This window comes from Lysobacter firmicutimachus (assembly GCF_037027445.1).
Taxonomy (GTDB): Bacteria; Pseudomonadota; Gammaproteobacteria; order Xanthomonadales; family Xanthomonadaceae; genus Lysobacter; species Lysobacter firmicutimachus.
In genome coordinates this window covers 919,681-936,796 of the sequence record NZ_JBANDL010000002.1, presented here as the reverse complement: position 1 = coordinate 936,796, position 17,116 = coordinate 919,681, and the positions used below count along the sequence as shown (strand labels likewise).

General features: G+C 68.9%; 17 protein-coding genes. 6 read left to right on the top strand and 11 right to left on the bottom strand.

Annotated elements, in window-relative coordinates; genetic code table 11:
• Nucleotides 1-4 precede the first annotated feature (4 nt).
• Nucleotides 5-166, bottom strand: a complete 162-nt coding sequence (locus V2J18_RS03960; protein WP_336131054.1) for a hypothetical protein — start codon at nt 164-166, stop codon at nt 5-7.
• 494 nt (nt 167-660) lie between these two features.
• Between V2J18_RS03960 and V2J18_RS03955 the strand changes: the two genes are divergently transcribed.
• A complete protein-coding gene (locus V2J18_RS03955; protein ID WP_336131053.1) occupies nt 661-2,109 on the top strand; it encodes a hypothetical protein in 1,449 nt (482 codons plus the stop codon).
• Between the two features lie 94 nt (nt 2,110-2,203).
• Nucleotides 2,204-2,650 carry an SAM-dependent methyltransferase gene (locus tag V2J18_RS03950; RefSeq protein WP_064747829.1) on the top strand — a complete coding sequence of 149 codons (447 nt, stop codon included), beginning with the start codon at nt 2,204-2,206 and terminating at the stop codon, nt 2,648-2,650.
• A gap of 98 nt (nt 2,651-2,748) precedes the next feature.
• On the opposite strand, the gene V2J18_RS03945 is transcribed toward V2J18_RS03950, so the two are convergent.
• Nucleotides 2,749-2,982, bottom strand: a complete 234-nt coding sequence (locus V2J18_RS03945; protein ID WP_141233458.1) for a hypothetical protein — start codon at nt 2,980-2,982, stop codon at nt 2,749-2,751.
• A 384-nt stretch (nt 2,983-3,366) separates the two neighbouring features.
• Here V2J18_RS03945 and V2J18_RS03940 point away from each other — a divergent pair, with 384 nt between their 5' ends.
• Nucleotides 3,367-4,575: a polymorphic toxin type 44 domain-containing protein gene (locus V2J18_RS03940; protein ID WP_064747827.1), complete on the top strand. Its 1,209-nt coding sequence runs from the start codon at nt 3,367-3,369 to the stop codon at nt 4,573-4,575.
• A 136-nt stretch (nt 4,576-4,711) separates the two neighbouring features.
• The gene (locus V2J18_RS03935) at nt 4,712-5,161 is read left to right on the top strand and encodes a hypothetical protein (protein WP_336131052.1); all 450 of its coding nucleotides are present in this window, start codon (nt 4,712-4,714) and stop codon (nt 5,159-5,161) included.
• A 47-nt stretch (nt 5,162-5,208) separates the two neighbouring features.
• Here V2J18_RS03935 and rtcA read toward each other — a convergent pair whose 3' ends face one another.
• Nucleotides 5,209-6,231, bottom strand: a complete 1,023-nt coding sequence (gene rtcA / locus V2J18_RS03930) for an RNA 3'-terminal phosphate cyclase (RefSeq protein WP_336131051.1) — start codon at nt 6,229-6,231, stop codon at nt 5,209-5,211.
• Between the two features lie 91 nt (nt 6,232-6,322).
• On the bottom strand, nt 6,323-7,555 hold the full coding sequence (locus V2J18_RS03925) for an RtcB family protein (protein ID WP_336131050.1): 1,233 nt from the start codon (nt 7,553-7,555) through the stop codon (nt 6,323-6,325).
• A gap of 232 nt (nt 7,556-7,787) precedes the next feature.
• Between V2J18_RS03925 and rtcR the strand changes: the two genes are divergently transcribed.
• Nucleotides 7,788-9,395 (top strand): RNA repair transcriptional activator RtcR, encoded by a 1,608-nt coding sequence (gene rtcR, locus V2J18_RS03920; protein WP_336131049.1) that lies wholly within the window; start codon nt 7,788-7,790, stop codon nt 9,393-9,395.
• Nucleotides 9,396-9,474: 79 nt separating this feature from the next.
• Here rtcR and V2J18_RS03915 read toward each other — a convergent pair whose 3' ends face one another.
• Entirely contained in the window at nt 9,475-10,254 is a 780-nt protein-coding gene (locus V2J18_RS03915; protein ID WP_064747823.1) for a penicillin-binding transpeptidase domain-containing protein, read from the bottom strand.
• A 225-nt stretch (nt 10,255-10,479) separates the two neighbouring features.
• Between V2J18_RS03915 and V2J18_RS03910 the strand changes: the two genes are divergently transcribed.
• On the top strand, nt 10,480-12,312 hold the full coding sequence (locus tag V2J18_RS03910) for an ABCB family ABC transporter ATP-binding protein/permease (RefSeq protein ID WP_336131048.1): 1,833 nt from the start codon (nt 10,480-10,482) through the stop codon (nt 12,310-12,312).
• A 5-nt stretch (nt 12,313-12,317) separates the two neighbouring features.
• Here the strand turns inward: V2J18_RS03910 and V2J18_RS03905 are convergent, their stop codons facing one another.
• From V2J18_RS03905 to V2J18_RS03880, 6 genes are all read right to left on the bottom strand, one after another.
• On the bottom strand, nt 12,318-12,848 hold the full coding sequence (locus V2J18_RS03905; RefSeq protein ID WP_064747821.1) for a GNAT family N-acetyltransferase: 531 nt from the start codon (nt 12,846-12,848) through the stop codon (nt 12,318-12,320).
• A gap of 81 nt (nt 12,849-12,929) precedes the next feature.
• Nucleotides 12,930-13,547 carry a hypothetical protein gene (locus V2J18_RS03900; RefSeq protein ID WP_064747820.1) on the bottom strand — a complete coding sequence of 206 codons (618 nt, stop codon included), beginning with the start codon at nt 13,545-13,547 and terminating at the stop codon, nt 12,930-12,932.
• Nucleotides 13,548-13,603: 56 nt separating this feature from the next.
• Nucleotides 13,604-14,074, bottom strand: coding sequence for a hypothetical protein (locus V2J18_RS03895; RefSeq protein WP_064747819.1), 471 nt, complete (start codon nt 14,072-14,074; stop codon nt 13,604-13,606).
• A gap of 228 nt (nt 14,075-14,302) precedes the next feature.
• Nucleotides 14,303-14,782: a hypothetical protein gene (locus V2J18_RS03890; protein WP_336131046.1), complete on the bottom strand. Its 480-nt coding sequence runs from the start codon at nt 14,780-14,782 to the stop codon at nt 14,303-14,305.
• 432 nt (nt 14,783-15,214) lie between these two features.
• Entirely contained in the window at nt 15,215-15,772 is a 558-nt protein-coding gene (locus V2J18_RS03885; RefSeq protein WP_425605936.1) for a relaxation protein, read from the bottom strand.
• Nucleotides 15,773-15,879: 107 nt separating this feature from the next.
• Nucleotides 15,880-17,103, bottom strand: a complete 1,224-nt coding sequence (locus V2J18_RS03880) for an Insecticial toxin (protein WP_186442574.1) — start codon at nt 17,101-17,103, stop codon at nt 15,880-15,882.
• Nucleotides 17,104-17,116 lie beyond the last annotated feature (13 nt).

Sequence of the window (17,116 nt, the reverse complement as noted above, 5' to 3'; positions counted from 1 at the left end):
AATCCTACACCGAACCGGTCGCACCGCATGCGCCGGAGCTGTACCAAGAGCACACCAATGCAATCTTAAACCCATGATTAATAACGGAATCGGTCCAATCCATCATCGGCGCGACCGACAGTTTCAACGCCTCGGGATCGATGGTTTCTCTCAAAATATCAGCCATTTACGAAAGTCCCTGGGGTTTCCCCGCAAGCCGGCCGCCGGGGCGCCGAGCCGGATCGGGAGCGGCGAGAGCGGCCAGATCGGACGCGACGCCGCGGCCCGCGCGGAGGAATCGGCTCATTGTCCGCCGAAAGGCCCCCAGACCCAAACTCGGACGTGCGGACGGATAGCCGCACAGACAGACTATTCGGGGGAGGGATGGAGCCGACCTCGCCGGATGGGCCGGTTCCTGGGGGCTCGAGCGGCGCGGGTACCGGCCGGCCGATCGCTACGCCCCCGACCGCGGTTCGCCACCCGCATCGATCGCGCCGGAACAAATCTTCGCCCCTCCCACGATGCGAGGCGCGCGCATGCGCTCTCTAATCGGCCGCCGCCGAGCGCTGCGCCTGGACACCGATGTTCCGGCGCGGATCGCCCGTCTGCCCGAGCAGACGTCGAATCGATTTGTGACGCGTCTCGCGATCGGAACACGCGTCGCTTGCCGAAATGCGGCGCGTGAGCGGAAGTTCGGCCACGACGGCGATCGCAAAGATTATTCTGCGCCCCCTACGGACCACGATGCAGAGCATCGTCCTACCACGCATGGCCGGCGCGCGATCAGGCGCTCCGATATCGCTGCTGCGGCGCTCTATTCGCCGTGCATCGCCACGACCAGCACCGGAACCCAACGCTCCGCACGGAGCGTCGCTGCGGCGATCGCCGAACTTTCCGCCGGCCGCCACGCTCAAAGCCGAATCGAAACAGGAAGACACGATGGGAAAGAACGACAAGAACGATGTGATCGGCCAGGTCGAGCGGGAGTTCGTAACGCCGCAACACCGCGCCGCGATCGAAGAGGCCTCGCGCAAAGGGAATTTCGCCGTCAGCTTCAGAGCGGCGGGTGCGGCGACATTGGCCGCACTGGATCAGGGGGCGGCGGCGAAAGGGCACGACATCCTCGAAAAGACCATCAAGCCGTCCTCCATCGCCAAGGCCTACCCGGAAAACTCGGCCGAAATGCTGCAGAAAGTCCGCGATGCCGGCATCGAGGGCTATGTCGGCCACTGGGACAAGGCCAGCGGGGAACTCAAAGGCCTCTACCTCAGCAGCGGCCACGGGCTGGGCGATCAGGTCAAGGACAAGATCTACCCGCTCGACATGAACCGATTGGACGAGTCGCTGTCGGCGCTCAAAGCGCAGCCTGACTGGAAGGCGCTGCCGTTCACCGGCGACTACGACATGCACGACATGCTGACCTTCCGCGGCGCGGGCCGGCCGCATACCCCGCTGGTCGGCTCCAAGGAAGAAAAGCAGATCATCGACAAGATCAACGAGGAAGTGGCCAAGGTCGACGGCAGGCGCCCGTTCCGCGACACCGAGCACAACGTGATCCGCCATGGCCCGCAGGTCAATTTTCCCAGCTACATGATCGATCACGAAGCGTCGGTGGTGAAAAAGGACGGCGGATTCGTCGGCGCCGTCGCCAAGCCGGGCGAATTCCCGGTCGCGTTCGTGAATCGCGGCAAGTGGGCGGTGCTGAACAACGCCCAGGAGCTGTCCGAGTACTACACCAAGTCCGGCGCGGTGCTCAAGGAAACCTGGAAGCCGGACGGCGTCAGGTCGTTCGCCGATGCGGACAAGCCGGGCATGGTGAAGTTCGGATGGAGCAGCGACCTGCCGCCCAAACCGCCGGTCCCCAAAGCACCGAACCCGGCCCAGGACATCTCGCAGAGTCTGGATCGCATGCTGTCCGCCGCGCAGGGCGGCGATCGCGAAGCGCTGCGCCAGGCGACCCAGCAAGCCGCCGCCGCGGCGCCGGGCCGCGAACTGCGCAACGAGGCGGTGGCGACGGTCGACCGACAAGAGCAGCAGGCGCGCATCCAACAAGCCCCTCAGCAAGCGCCTCAGCAAGCGACGCAGCCGCCGGATCCCAGCGCGCCCACGCGCACCGGGCCGCGCATGTGAGCTGATCCCCGCCCGGGCCCGAACGCTGCGCCGCTCCGATCGGGCGGCCAGCGTTCCGATGGCGCCGCTTCGGGCATCCGCGCCAGCGAATGCCATGCCCACCCCGATCTCGCCCCGCCTGGCCGCGATCGTCCGCGCCCTGCCCTTGCGGCCTGGCCTGCGCGTGCTGGAAATCGGCTGTGGGCCGGGCGCGGCCGCACGCGCGGTGCTGGAGCGGATCGGCGACGGACGGGTGCTGGCGATCGACCGTTCGGCCAAGGCGATCGGTCAAGCGCTGGCCGGATCGGGCGCATCACTGGCCGGAGGGCGGCTGGAGTTTCGCCGGATCGCGGTGGAGGACTTGGTGTTGGAGGACGGCGAGGCGCGCTACGACCTGGCGTTCGCAGTGCGCGTCGGCGCGCTCGACGGGCGCCATCCCGAAACCGCAGAACGGGCGCTGGCGCGGATTCGTGCCGCGTTGACCCCGCAGGGGCGCTTGTTCGTCGACGGCGGCGCCCCCTTGCGCGAGATCCGGCTGTCGGCGCAGCGGCGTTCGATCTGACCGGCTGCGCCGTTCGACTCGGCGACGGGGAGCACCCCCACGCGCTTGCCGAGCGCGCGCAGCGGCGGCTCCCTGTATCGATCGCGCGGCGCGACGAATCAGCGCTGCGCTTTGTCCAGTCGCTCCTGTTCCTCGCGGCAGTTCGGCGACACGTAGTGGGTGTAGACCGCGCGCTGCTGTTCGCCGACGCCGCGCGACTGTTCGGAGGCCTGCTGGTATTGCTGCGCGCATACCGGCGACAGCTCGGCCACGCCGCCACCGGCGCCGGTAGCGCAGGCGGACAGAGCCAGACACAGGCTCATCGCCGCGGCGCCAAGGAGAATTCGGATCATGACCGTCTTGCTCGATCTCATCGGGACTGAGACCCGATCTTAGGTCATGCGCCGATCTTGGCCGGCCGGCCCTGCGACCGGACCTCAGTCGTGGTTCACCCTCGCCCCCCCCGGCGGGCAAACAACGCAAACCTCGCTGCCGCAAACGGTCTGCATCGGCATCGCGCGGCCCCCTGTGTGCGCCGCGCGACCGCACCGACGCGTACGGCCGACGGCCGCAGCCAGGCCGCGATGAACGTCACGGATTCGATGTTTTTCCGCCACGCCTAGGGTCACCCCTGAATGCGCGCCGCCCGCCTGTCGCCCTAGCCTGCCCTGCATTGCGGTACCGCACCGCGCCGGCGCGCCGCGAGCGCCGCCGCCACTTTCGCCAGGAGCTCCCCCATGAGCAGCGTCGACTCCGCCGTATCCACCGCCAAAGACCGGCTCAGCCAGGGCTTGCTGGACTGGGACGTCAGCAAGGGAGACCTCGACGCGATCAGCGCCGAGGTCGACAAACTCTCGCCGCAAGAACGCAACGAGTTCATCAGCAAGCTCAGCGACGACGACATCAAGAACTGGACGCAGGAAATCGACGGCATGATGGGCTCGCTGAGCAAGGGCGAGCGCAGCGATCTGTTCAACAAGCTCGCCGAAGGCATGGACGCGACCCAGACCGCGCGCTTCGTGCGCGCCTTCGACGGCGACAACGGCGGCCGCGAAGCGCTGGCCGACGCGATCGCCAGCCACGGCAGCAGCGACGCCAAGACCGGCTTCATCGACGCGGTCAAGGGCGATATCGGCGACGAGTACAGCGCCACCCAGGGCACCTGGGGCAATGCGGAGACGGTCGCGGTCGGCAAGGTACTGGCCAGCCTCGGCAACGACCCGGCCGCGTTCCAGGAAGCGGTCGGTTCGCTGAGCAAGGAACAACTGCAGGACGTGATGAGCGTGGCCATGGGCCGGCGCCATATCGTCGACTTCAGCGGCCGCACGGCCGGCACCAACCAGTACGACCCCAGCGCCCTGACCGGCATTCTCAATGCCGCCCAGGGCGCCGACCTGCCGACCCGCACCGCGGTGTTCGAAGCGGCGATGCCGCAGCTCAAGACCATGCAGAACGACGACGTCGGCCTGCTCGGCGCCGGCGCCAGCATCGACGGCGTGGCCCAGGCGATGGGCAAGGTGCTGAGCATGGAAGAGGCCTCCAAGGCTGGGCTGATCAACGTGCCCGAAGCGCCTCCGGGCGTGTCGATGGACGCCAACATCGCCGACACCCACAAGCACGAGTTCCCGAACCCGGGCGACATGCTGTGGTTCAAGGAGCAGGTACAGGGCGGCGGCCCGTGGGACTTCAAGACCCAGGGCGCGCAGTACGAGAACTACGGCAACTTCCACTTCGGCGTGATCGCCGCGGCGATGGACATCCCCGAGCAGATCGGATTGCGTGGCGCCGGCTACGTGCAGATCGAATCCAACACCACCCAGGACGGCTGGGGCAAGCCCTACGACCTGGGCGACAGCAGCTACGGCGACGATCCGCGCGACCAGGCGCAGATCAAGGCCGGCTACGAGTATTACAACTCGGGCATGTGGCGGGTGTGGTCGGATTGACCGCAGCGCCGGCCGGATCGGTTGCGAAAACGCCGGCCCAGCCGGCGTTTTCGTTTCGCGCCGGCGGCGCCGCACGTGCTCTATGCTGGCCGCACCGATGCCGCGCGGCATCGCCCTGCACCCGAGACCGTTCGCCATGACCACGCTGCATCGCCGCTGGGCCGCCGTCGCCGCCTTGTCGCTGGCGCTGATCGCCGGCTGCGCGCGCGATCCGGCCGCAGCCGATGTCGAAGTCGCGCGCGTCGCTTCGCCCGACGCGCGCGCCGATGCGGTGCTGACCGAGGCCAATCCCGGCGCCACCGCCTCGTTCGTGTACCGGATCCGGGTGGTCGCCCACGGCGCAGACTGGCGCGCCGCGCCGGCGCTGGCCGAACTGCACGGCGCCACCCGCAACGCCAGCGCTTATGGCGTCGACTTGCGCTGGCAAGGCGCCGACACGCTGTACGCCGACTACCTGAAAGCGCGCCTGGTGATCGCCCACAAACCTACGGCCGCGATCGCCGGCCGCACCGTCGCCGTGCGGCTGCGCGCCGGCGTCGCCAACCCGGCCGCGGCGGCCGGCGGCATGGCGCCGCGCACGCCTTGACCGCGCGCTCCGGCGCGACGGCGAACGCCGCCGCGCCTTCATTGCGCTCAGGACTGCACCGTCACTCGCCAGACATCCTCGGCCTCGCGCGTCCAGTCGATCTCCACCGGCAGGAATTTCTCGATCAGGCGGGCATTGCTCGCCAGGTGCGCACTGATCGCCGCGGTGGTGAACTCGCCGCCGCCGGCCAAGGCCATCGGCAACAGCAACTGGTCCGACAGGTGCTCGCCGACCGCGGCCGGCGAAGCCAGGTAGGCCGAAACCTGCCGCGCCAGGCCGGTAGCGACCTGTTCGGCGCTGACGCCGCGCTCGCCGAAGGCGGTGAACAACTCGGTGTGCTGGTCCTCGCCGCTGACGCGCAGACTCAACACGTTGGCCGGGCTGTGCGCCTGGGCGACGCGGCGCAGTTGCAGCTGCGCCTCGCCCAGGCCCCAGCGTTCGCCGAGCACGCGCAGCTCGCGCTGGCCGATTTCGTCGTGCAGCGCCGACAGCAGCACCGCCGCCTCCAGGCGCGGCGCCGGGTCGCGCCGCGCGAAGGTCTGTACCTGCAATTGCGCGCAGGGGCGCACCAGCGCCTGCACGCTGCCGCCGCCGGCCGGGTAGAAACCGTAGCTGCGCAGAGCGAAGTCGACTTCCACGCCGAACCGACGCAAGGCCGGCAAGTAAGTCGTAGCGATGAAGTCCGCGCTCGGCGCGAGCGGGTTGTGGGTGCCGCCTTCGATGCTCAGCTCGGACGGCTCCGCGCAGCGCCACAGCGCCGGCAGCACGGTCTGCAGCACCAGCGTCGCCGAACCGGCGGTGCCGATCGAGAAGCGGTAGCGGCCGGAACGCACTTCGCCCGGAATGAAGCGCAGCTCGGTCGCGCCGAGCTGGGCGCCGTCGACGTGGGCGCGGCCGACCTGCGCCGCCGCGCCGACCGCGGTCAGATGCTGGCGCATCAGGCCCGGGCGCGAACGCTGGGCGCGGATATGCTGCATTTCGAAGGCCGTGCCGGTGCACAGGCTCAGGCTCAGGGCGGTGCGCAGCAATTGCCCGCCGCCCTCGATGCCGCTGATTTGTATCGTTTCCATCTTGCGGTCCATGACTTTCGGGCGAGCCTCCGGCCGCCCTTGCTCCTTGTTTCTTGTCGTTCGTCGTGCCGCGCGCCCCTGGCGCGCCGGCTCAACCCTTCACGCACACCACCTGGCGCAGGGTATGCACGATCTCGACCAGGTCGCTCTGCGCGGCCATGACCGCGTCGATCGACTTGTACGCCGCCGGCGACTCGTCCACCACCTCCGCGTCCTTGCGGCATTCCACGTGCGCGGTGGCCTGGGCGTGCTCTTCCAGGCTGATCCGCTTCTTGGCCTCGGTGCGGCTCATGACTCGGCCGGCGCCGTGGCTGCAGCTGTGGAAGCTGTCCGGGTTGCCCAGTCCGCGCACGATGAAGCTCTTCGTGCCCATGCTGCCCGGAATGATGCCCAGCTCGCCCTTGCGCGCGCTCACCGCGCCCTTGCGGGTCACCAGCACGTCCTTGCCGAAGTGATGCTCGCGGTTGACGTAGTTATGGTGGCAGTTCACCGCCTCGGCCTGGGCCTGGAACGGCTTGTCGATCGCCCGGCGCGCCGCCTCGACCACGTGCCGCATCATGATCTCGCGATTGCTGCGCGCGAACTGCTGCGCCCAGTCGACCGCGAACACATAGTCGGCGTAGTGGTCGCTGCCTTCCGGCAGGTAGGCCAAGTCCTGGTCCGGCAGGTTGATCATCCAGCGGCGCATGTCCTGCTTGGCCAACTCGATGAAATGGCTGCCGATGGCGTTGCCGACGCCGCGCGAACCGGAGTGCAGCATGAACCAGACCCGGTTCTCCTCGTCCAGGCAGACCTCGACGAAGTGATTGCCGGTACCGAGGGTGCCGAGGTGGTTCAAATGGTTGCTGCGCTCGAGCCTGGGGTGCTTGGCGACGATGCGCTCGAAGCCCTCGTGCAAGGCCGACCAGCGGTCGAGCGACGCCTGCGGCGGGTTCGCCCAGGCGCCCTTGTCGCGCACGCCGCGGCCGGCGGTGCGGCCGTGCGGCACCGCCTTCTCGATCGCCGCGCGCAGCGGCCCCAACTGGTCCGGCAGGTCGTCGGCGTGCAGGGTGGTGCGCACCGCGATCATGCCGCAGCCGATGTCGACCCCGACCGCCGCCGGCACGATCGCGCCCACGGTCGGCACCACCGAGCCCACGGTCGCGCCCTTGCCCAGGTGCACGTCGGGCATCACCGCGACCCAGCGGTGAATGAAGGGCAGCTTGGCGATGTTCTGCAACTGGCGCCGGGCTTCATCTTCCAGCGGCACGCCGCGGGTCCAGTGCTTGATCGGCACCGCGCCCTGCTCATGGATGACGTCGTACTGGCTGCTCTGGGTGTTCATGGGGTTCGCTCTCTTCGTTGCGGGCGTCCGGCCCAGGCGCTTGCGAGCCCTGATGGGGATGCTGCCTGTCCGTACTTGCCCTGTACTAGAGCAATCGCCGTGCCAACCTGCCGACATAAAACACAAGCTGTTGATTAACAACATATTTCATGCAAGACCTATCGATCGATTGGCGTTCTATCCGGCCGCATTCCTATACTTTCAGATACGAACTTATACTTTTGGATAGCCCATGAAACGCCAGGTCGTGGTCGGCATGCTCGGCACCCAACTCGATGCCGGCTCCGGCGCGGGACGGTGGGAAAAGTGGCGGCCGACCGTGGCCCTGGGCATGCACGAGGACCTGTTGCTGGACCGTGTCGAGCTGCTGCTGGACGAGCGCCGCTACGGCCGGCTGGCAGAATCGGTCGTCGCCGATCTCGGCCTGGTGTCGCCGGAAACCCAGGTCCGCCGGCACGACACCTTCCTCGCCGATCCCTGGGATTTCGAAAGCGTCTACGGCGCCCTGCACGACTTCGTCCGCGCCTACCCGTTCGACACCGAGCGCGAGGACTACTACGTCCACATCACCACCGGCACTCACGTCAGCCAGATCTGCTGGTTCCTGCTGGCCGAAAGCCGGTTGTTCCCGGGCCGGTTGCTGCAGACCGCGCCGCCGCGCAAGCAAAGCGGCCAGACCCCGGGCAGCTACGCGGTGATCGACCTGGACCTGTCGCGTTACGACCGCCTGGCCCAGCGTTTCGCCGAGCAACGCCTGCACGACCGCGAACTGCTCAAGAGCGGTATCGCCACCCGCAACGCCGCTTTCAACCGGATGATCGAGCAGATCGAAACGGTGGCGACGCGCTCGAAGTCGCCGATGCTGCTGATGGGCCCCACCGGCGCCGGCAAGAGCCAGTTGGCCAAGCGGGTGTTCGAGCTGAAAAAGCAGAAGCACCAGCTGCCGGGACGCTTCGTCGAGGTCAATTGCGCGACGCTGCGCGGCGACGGCGCGATGAGCACGCTGTTCGGCCACATCAAGGGCGCCTACACCGGCGCCTCGGCCGACCGCGCCGGCCTGCTGCGCTCGGCGCATCAGGGCCTGCTGTTCCTGGACGAAATCGGCGAACTGGGCCAGGACGAACAAGCGATGCTGCTGCGCGCGCTGGAGGAGAAGCGCTTCCTGCCGGTCGGCGGCGACAAGGAGGTCGAAAGCGACTTCCAGTTGATCGCCGGCACCAATCGCGATCTGCAACAGGCCGTGCGCGAAGGCCGTTTTCGCGACGATCTGCTGGCGCGGCTGAACCTATGGACCTACCGCCTGCCCGGCCTAGCCGAACGCGCCGAGGACATCGAGCCCAACCTGGAGTTCGAACTGGAGCGGCATTCGCGCGAGCACCGCCATCGGGTCACCTTCAACCGCGAGGCGCGCGAGCGTTATCTGGCCTTCGCCCGCAGCGGCGAGGCGCGCTGGAGCGGCAACTTCCGCGACCTGGGCGCGTCGGTGATGCGCCTGGCGACCCTGGCCGACGGCGGCCGCATCCGCACCGACCTGGTCGAGGAAGAAATCCAGCGTCTGCGCCGGCAGTGGCACGACGGCGAGCAGGACCCGGGACCGGGCGGACCGTCGCTGCTGCAAGACCTGCTCGGCGCGCAGGCCGCGGAGCTGGACCGCTTCGACCGGGTCCAGCTCGAGGACGTACTGCGGGTCTGCCGCGGCGCGGCCTCGCTGTCGCAGGCCGGACGCGAACTGTTCGCGGTCTCGCGCGCGCAACGGGCCAGCACCAACGACGCCGACCGGCTGCGCAAGTACCTGGCGCGCTTCGGCCTGGATTGGGAGCGGGTGCGCCGCCGCGACTGACGTCGGCGCGCGCCCTCGAGATCCGCCGGCTTCGGAGCCGACCCGCCGAGCGGCCGGCCCGCCCCGCAACCGGCACCGCTCAGAACACCCGCGCCTCGCGCAGCTCGTGGTTGGCCAGCACAGCGGCGGCGTTCTCCGGCAGGGTGCGCGGCCCGGTCACGCAGCTGACGAACACCATCTGGCGGGTGCCGCGCTTGATATGGCCGACCAGCCAGCGCACCGCTTCTTTCTTCTCCTGCATCACCACCGAACCGCTCTTGGCCGAGACGATCAGATCGTGCCGCCACGGCATCGGCCCGAACGGCGCCGCGCCGAACGAGCCGACCACCACGCCGGCAGGCTGGCGCAGCGCCGAACGCACTTCGGCCATGGCCTGGCGGTCGACCGGCAGTTCGCTGCGGAACAGCCGCTGCAGGAAGCCCAGTTGCTCGTTCGGCGAAATCTTCAGCGCGCCGTCGTTCCAGAACGCGCCCGCGCCGCGGCCGACGTCGGCGTTGCCGTAGCCGAAACGATTGAGGTACTCGCGCTCGCGGGTCGGGCCGAGGCGGCCGGCGATGCCGATGAAATAACCGTCGGCCGAATAGCGCAGCAGGCTTTCCACGCCCGGATCGTTGCCGCTCGCGGTCGCCTTCATCAGGCCGGCATCGAGCGCGGCCAGGGCATGGGGAATGTCGAACGTCGCGGCCGGGCTGACCTGACGCTGGCAGGCCTGGGTCGGCGGACGGCCGATGTTGCCGGCGCTGAGATCGTAGAGCAGGAAGCAGGACTGGGTCCGCGGCTCGGCATCGGCGGCCCGCGCCTGCGGCGCGGAGGCGAATGCGGAAACGGCCAATACGGCGGCGGCGGCGACGGCTCTCATGCCTGCGAAGCTCCTTGCTGGACGGCGGGATTGAACGGCGGGCTGGAACGCTGGGGCTGAGGCGCCGCAGCCCCGGACCACGGCGCGAACGGCTGCCCCGGCGTCGCCGCGGGGCCCAAGAATGGCATGTCCGCCGGCCGCATTCGACCCCGGCGGCGTCCGCGCTTGACCTCGAGCACAGTCGAGGTCCTATGCTGCGCCCTTCCCTCGCTGCCGCAGGACCGCATGGCCGCCGTTCCTCCCGTTCCGGACCCTCTTGCCGATACCGACGGCGCCGCGCCAGTCGATCGCGCTGCCGGCCGCCGCGGCGAATGGTCGGTGATCGCCTCGCTGCTGCCCTATCTGCGCCCCTATGTCGGCCGCATCGCGATCGCCCTGGCGATGGTGGTCGCGGCCAAGCTGCTGAATCTGTACGTGCCGATGGCGCTGAAGCAGCTGATCGACCGGCTCAACATCCAGCCGACTCCGCTGCTGCTGCCGGTCGGCCTGCTGTTGGCCTACGGCGCGGCGCGGGTCGGCGTCACCGTGTTCACCGAACTGCGCCAGGTGGTGTTCGCGCGGGTGATGGCGCGCAGTTCGCGCCAGGTGACCTTGCAGGTATTCCGCCATCTGCACGGGCTCAGCCTCAAGTTCCACCTCGCCCGCCGCACCGGCGGCGTCGCCCGCGACGTCGAACGCGGCGGCAGTGCGATCGGCGACCTGCTCGACTGGACCATCTACACCATCATCCCGGTGCTGTTCGAGATCGTGATGGTCACCGCGGTGCTGGTGTGGATCTACGATTGGCGCTTCGCCGCGATCGCGCTCGGCACCCTGGCCGCCTACGCCGCCTGGACCTTTTCGGTGACCGAGTGGCGCACCCGCTACTACCGCGCCTCGGTCGAGGCCGACACCCGCGCCAACGAGCGCGCGGTCGATTCGCTGCTGAACTACGAGACGGTCAAGTACTTCAACAACGAGCAGCACGAAGCGCTGCGCTACGACGACAACCTGCGCCACCTGGAGAACTCCCAGGTCATGGCGATCAAGACCCTGGCCGTGCTCAACCTCGGCCAGAGCCTGGTGGTCGCGCTCGGCGTCACCGCGATGATGTGGCTGGCCGCGCGCGGCGTGGTCGCCGGCGAAATGACCGTCGGCGACCTGGTGCTGGTCAACGCCTATCTGCTGCAGTTGTCGGCGCCGCTGTTCATGCTCGGCATGATGTACCGCGAGGTGAAGCAGGCGCTGACCAACATGGAGCGGCTGTTCGGCCTGCTCGACGAGCGCCAGGACGTGCGCGACGCTCCCGATGCGCAGGTGCTGGACGCGCGCCGGCCGACGGTGAGTTTCCGCGGCGTGCGCTTCGGCTACGACCCGCGGCGCGAAATCCTGCAAGGCATCGACTTCGACATCCCGGCCGGCGCCACCGTGGCCGTGGTCGGCCATTCCGGCTCGGGCAAATCGACCCTGGCGCGGCTGCTGTACCGCTTCTACGACGTCGACGCCGGCGCGATCGAGATCGACGGCCGCGACCTGCGCCAGCTGACCCAGTCTTCGCTGCGCGGCTCGATCGCGATCGTTCCGCAGGACACGGTGCTGTTCAACGACACCATCGGCTACAACATCCGCTACGGCCGGCCCGAGGCCAGCGACGCCGAGGTCGAGGCCGCGGCGCGCTCGGCGCACATCCACGACTTCATCGTCCACCAGCCCGACGGCTACGACACCCCGGTCGGCGAGCGCGGGCTCAAGCTGTCCGGCGGCGAGAAGCAACGCGTGGCGATCGCCCGCGCCCTGCTCAAGAACCCCTCGATCCTGATCTTCGACGAAGCCACCTCGGCCCTGGATTCCAAATCCGAACGCGCGATCCAGGCCGAACTGGACCGGCTCGCGGTCGGCCGCACCACCCTGGTCATCGCCCACCGCCTGTCGACGGTGATGGACGCCGACCAGATCCTGGTCATGGACGCCGGCCGCATCATCGAACGCGGCAGCCATGCGCAATTGCTCGCGCTCGGCGGCGTCTATGCGCAGATGTGGGAACTGCAGCAGCGCCAGGCCGACGTCGCGCCGGCCTGATCCCTCTAATCGCCCGCGGCGTCCGCTTCCCAGACCATGTACACGTCGGCGCGCCGGTAGTGCGAGCCCGGCCGCGGCGCCGGGCGGTGGCGGAAGCCGACGCTTTCGTACAGGCGCAGCGCCGGGCCGAGCTTGGAGCTGGACTCCAGGAACAGTTCGCGCCCGCCCATGTCGTGGAAGGCGGCGATCGCGCCTGCGATCAGCTGCCGACCGATGCCACCGCCGCGCAGCGCCGGCTTCACCGCCATCTTGGTCAGTTCGACCAGACCATCGTCGTAGCGCTTCAGCGCCACGGTGCCGAGCACTCGGTCGCTGTCGTCGACCGCGAACAGGATCCGACCACCGTCGGCGAGCAGATGGGTTTCCGGGTCGCCGAGCACTTCGCGGTCGATCGGTTCGACCGAGAACCAGCGCTGCAGCCATTCGATGTTGAGGCGGGCGAAATCCTCGCGCCAGCGCGGCTCGAAGCCGACCACGCGGACATTGCCGGCGATCGAGAGCGGCGCCGGGCCGGGCCCGGGCGATGCGTCGTTCATGACCGCATCATAGACCGGGCGCGAACCGCCCGGCCGCTGCGCAGGAGACCACCGCGCATCCCGCCTGCGCGGTCGGCGGTGTCAGGAGCGGCGCTCGTTCTTGGCCGGCGCCTTGGCGCCCTTGGCGGCCGGCTTGCCCGGGTCTTTGGCTTTGTCTCGGCCCTTGCCCGTCGCCGCGGGCGGCGGGTAATCGCGATACGGCCGATTCGGGTAGTCGCGGCGCAGTTCGCGGTCGATGGTGATCGGCCGGCCCCAGCGGTCGTAGGTCGGCACGAAGCCGCGCTTGAGCCGATGGAACTCGGCCGAACCCGGCTTGATGCCCAGCCGCTGCGCCACTGCGCCCCAGCCTTGGGCGTGGTCGCGGTTCCATTCGTCGACCACGTAGCGACAGGGTCGGCCCAACACTTGCGCCAAGGCGCAGGCGTAATAGACGTCGCCCGGCGTCCAACCGCGATTGCCTAGCAAGTCGCCGACCAGTTCGCGCGGCGCGCCGTAGTAGCGCACCATCTCGTCGACGAAGGGCTCGCGATAGCGGGCGCCGTAGCGGTTGATGTCGCCGAGCCAGGCATCGACCCAGACGTCGCCGCTGCGCGGGCTCCAGCCGCTGTCGGCTGGCTGCGCGGGCAAGGGGCCGGCGCCGATCAGCGCGGCGACCGACGCGGCGAGCGCGAAGAAACGGCGTTTGAAAGCGTGGTTCATGGCGGACCTCCCGAGGTCTTGCGCCGGTCCCGCCCGCGCCCGCCGGGCGCGGCGGTTCAGCGCGAGATCGTGAATTTGCCGAAGGCGACGCCGACGTCCCAGCCCTGGCCGGTGCCGGCCAGGGCCAGCGAAACCTCGCCCTTGGTCATGACCTGGGCCTTGCTCGAACGCACCGCGCCGGCATGCGCTTCGGCGCTGGCGTAGCTGCCCAGGGTCTCGCTGATGTTGCGCACGCCGGAGAACTCGCCGGTGCCGTTGACGATGCGCGACTTGCCGAAGCTCAGCCCGCCGCCCTTGGCGTTGATCTTCACCGCCATGCTCTGGCCGTTGCTGCAGGTGATGGTGCCGTTGCCGGAGGCGGTCTTGTAGAACACCGACCAGCCGGCCATGTTGAACTTGAGCTTGCAATCGACCGAGCCGCCTGCGCTGGCGGCGCCCGGCAAGGCGGTCGCGGCCAGCGCCAGCGCCGCGGCCAGGCCCAGGCGGTGACGGAGGTTAACCGAACGACGATGGTTGGAATGCGGCATGGCGGGCCTCGCGGAAGTGGACGACCGTCGGTGGACGGCTCGAAGTGGACAGCTCGGGATGGAACGCGGCCGGCAGCGGCTCCGGGACGGCAGCGTCGCGGCGACGGACCGCGAGCGGCAGGCTAGCACCCGCCGGCGCCGGCGGTCGGCTCGCGCCGTGGGGCGGCCGCGACTCAAGCGGCGACGGCGCCCGAGGGCGCCGTCGCGAGAGGCCGGACGACGACGGACTCAGTCGTCGTCGCGATCGCGCCAGCGGCGGCCGTCGTAACGGTAGTCGCGGCCGTACCGGTCGTGGCGATCGTGGCGGTGATAACGGTCGTCGTAACGGCTATAGCGCCCATCGTAACGGCGGTCGTAACGCGGGTCGTAGTAAGTGGTCCGGCACTTGCCGTTGTGCTTGCAATCGCGGTTGTAGTAGCCGCGGGCGACGCCGTACGGCGGGCCCGGACGATAGCGATAGTCGGCGTAACGCGGCACGTTGCGGTAGTACGTCGGACGGCCGTAGCGGTCGCGGACCACGATCAGGCGGTCGTTGTAGCCGAAATTGCCGTAACGGTAGTACGGGGTGTTGTTGCGGACGATGACGTCGGCGATGTCGACGATCACTCGGGCGAGGTCGTCGGCGCGGGCCGGCGCCGGCGCCATGGCGACTGCGCCGAAACCGGCGGCGAGTACGAACGGTGCAAGCCAGCGGGACAGGACGGTCATGGCAGTCTCCTCATTCGGGGGACCTGCTCTGCGGCAGGTACGGTGCGAATGTGCCTTCGCCACGGTGAACCGGCTTGGAACAATTCCGGGGTCGCCATCGGCCGCTCAGTCGCGGTTGGGACGGGCGCCCCGCAAGGCCTGCAACCGCCTCCCGCCGCCGCTCCAGGCAGGCGCCCGGCCCGCCGGTCGCCCACGAAGCATTCAGGCATGCGATTCGAAACCCGCAGGGGCTGGCGGACCGTCGAACCCCGTCCGCACGCACCGCAACGCGAACGCAATGCCGGCCTCGTCGCCGGCTACACGGTGCCCCATCCCCCGGCGCGACGGTGCCGAAAGCCCCGCCCCCGCCAACCGCGCCCTCGAAACGGCCGGCGGGGGCCGCGGGCGCGAGCGCGACACGCCCTGCTCCGCCCGCCCCACGCCAGGCACGGTTCAGCGCCGCGGCCGCACCGGACGGTATTGCTTGTCCTCACCGTAGGCCCGCCCCTTGAGATCGACGTTCGCGCACAGCCGTCCATCGCACAGAGACACGTCGGCCCGGTTATAGGCGCGCAGCAGGTCTGCCCCGACCCGCTGACGTTCGATATCGGCCCGGTAGCGCGACGACAACCAGCCGCCGCCGGCCAGCAACAACAGCAGGCTGCCGAACGCCACGGCGACCACTTTCCAGACCAACTGCCGGTGCAGCCACTGCAAGCGGGCGATTTGCGCCGCCAGCCCTTGGGAACCCTCCCGCAGCAGCGTTCCGGCCTTGCGCAAGCGATGTTCGTAAGCCGCCACCGGTTGCGACAGGCCGTCCTCGACCTTGCCGGTCACGGCCCCGGACAGATCGCGCAAGCTCTCGTCCGCCGCCTGGCAAACCGCCCACACCGCGCGCTGCGACAGCTGCTGCAACTGCTCGCACAGCGTGCGTTGATGCGCCTCGATTTCTTCGCAACGGCGCTCGAACTGCTCCATCAGGATCGCGGTCCTGCCGATCAGCGCGGTCAACTCGTCTTGCTGCATCACGGCGTTTTCCGACGGCGGTTCCGCATTTGCCCGATCCCGGTTCCGATCCGGACCCGGCACCCCATCGGCGCCGGATCGCGGATGCCCGCTCAACGCACGCGCGGCTGGCTCGGGCCCGGCAGCGCCTGTTCGACGGGCTGCGGTTGCGCCGTCGCTTGAGTCCGCGACGGCTCCTGGCGGTCGACCGACGCCGCCGCCTCGTTGCGCAGCTCGCGCCCCGGCGCCGCTGCGGCGGCCTGCTGGGTTGCCTGCCGGAACGCTTCGCGGTCGCCGCCCTGCGCGGCCGTCAGCATACGGTCGAGCACCGCGGAAGGCTCGTTGCCGGCCGGCTTCGGTGCGGCGGGAACGGGCGGTTTCGCGGGCGTTTCGTCGCGCCGGCCGTACTTCACCATGCCCGGCTTGTCCGCATCGGCGAAGGTCCTGACGCCGTCGGGATTCCAGGTTTCCTTGATCTGCGCGCCGACGCTCCGGTAGTAACCGGCCAGCTGGTTCGAGTCGTTGATGATCGACCATTTGCCGCGGTCCACCATCGCCACCGGAAACTCGCCGGGCCTGGCGACCACGCCGAGGAAGCCGCCGTCGCGCTTCACCACTCCCGCTTCGCGGTCGAGCATATAGCTGGAGAAGTTCACTTGCGGGCCGTGGCGGATCACGTTGTGTTCGGTATCCGCGACCGGGCGCCGGGGGTCGACATCGGCGACCGCCTGGTTGATTCCCTTGCGGATCGCAAGTTCCTCCTTGGAATCGACCAACGGCGTATGCGGCCGACCGGCACCGCGGAACGTCAGCATGTCGTGCATGTCGTAGTCGCCGGTGAACGGCAACGCCTTCCAGCCCGGGTTCTGCTTGAGCGGGGCCAGCGATTCGTCCAGCCGGTTCATGTCGATGGGGTAGATATTCCCCTGGACCTTGTCGCCCAAGCCGTGGCCGCTGCTGAGATAGATGCCTTTCAGCTCTCCGCTGGCCTTGTCCCAATGGCCGACGTAACCCTCGATGCCGGCCTCGCGCACCTTTTGCAGCATCTCCGCGGCGTTGTTCGGATAGGCCTTGGCGAGCGACGACTGCTTGATGGTTTTCTCGAGAATGTCGTGCCCCTTGGCCGCCGCGCCTTCTTCGAGAGCGGCCAACGTGGCGGCGCCCGCCGCTCTGAAACTGACCGCGAACTTGCCTTTGACCGAAGCCTCTTCGATCGCAAGCCGGTGCTGCGGCGTCACGAATTCGCTTTCGACCTTGTCGATGACATCCCCATTGCTCTTGCCGCCGGCGTTCTTACCCATGTAACTCTCCTGTTCGAATTGCGGCTTTCCGCCCAAGACTGTTTGTCCT

Bases quoted from the DNA above. Each gene is read 5' to 3' on its own strand.
- rtcR (WP_336131049.1), top strand. From the start codon at position 7,788: ATGAAACGCCAGGTCGTGGTCGGCATGCTCGGCACCCAACTCGATGCC.
- V2J18_RS03895 (WP_064747819.1), bottom strand. From the start codon at position 14,074: ATGCCGCATTCCAACCATCGTCGTTCGGTTAACCTCCGTCACCGCCTG.
- V2J18_RS03960 (WP_336131054.1), bottom strand. From the start codon at position 166: ATGGCTGATATTTTGAGAGAAACCATCGATCCCGAGGCGTTGAAACTG.
- V2J18_RS03900 (WP_064747820.1), bottom strand. From the start codon at position 13,547: ATGAACCACGCTTTCAAACGCCGTTTCTTCGCGCTCGCCGCGTCGGTC.
- V2J18_RS03950 (WP_064747829.1), top strand. From the start codon at position 2,204: ATGCCCACCCCGATCTCGCCCCGCCTGGCCGCGATCGTCCGCGCCCTG.
- rtcA (WP_336131051.1), bottom strand. From the start codon at position 6,231: ATGGAAACGATACAAATCAGCGGCATCGAGGGCGGCGGGCAATTGCTG.
- V2J18_RS03945 (WP_141233458.1), bottom strand. From the start codon at position 2,982: ATGATCCGAATTCTCCTTGGCGCCGCGGCGATGAGCCTGTGTCTGGCT.
- V2J18_RS03925 (WP_336131050.1), bottom strand. From the start codon at position 7,555: ATGAACACCCAGAGCAGCCAGTACGACGTCATCCATGAGCAGGGCGCG.
- V2J18_RS03940 (WP_064747827.1), top strand. From the start codon at position 3,367: ATGAGCAGCGTCGACTCCGCCGTATCCACCGCCAAAGACCGGCTCAGC.
- V2J18_RS03935 (WP_336131052.1), top strand. From the start codon at position 4,712: ATGACCACGCTGCATCGCCGCTGGGCCGCCGTCGCCGCCTTGTCGCTG.
- V2J18_RS03915 (WP_064747823.1), bottom strand. From the start codon at position 10,254: ATGAGAGCCGTCGCCGCCGCCGCCGTATTGGCCGTTTCCGCATTCGCC.
- V2J18_RS03890 (WP_336131046.1), bottom strand. From the start codon at position 14,782: ATGACCGTCCTGTCCCGCTGGCTTGCACCGTTCGTACTCGCCGCCGGT.
- V2J18_RS03910 (WP_336131048.1), top strand. From the start codon at position 10,480: ATGGCCGCCGTTCCTCCCGTTCCGGACCCTCTTGCCGATACCGACGGC.
- V2J18_RS03905 (WP_064747821.1), bottom strand. From the start codon at position 12,848: ATGAACGACGCATCGCCCGGGCCCGGCCCGGCGCCGCTCTCGATCGCC.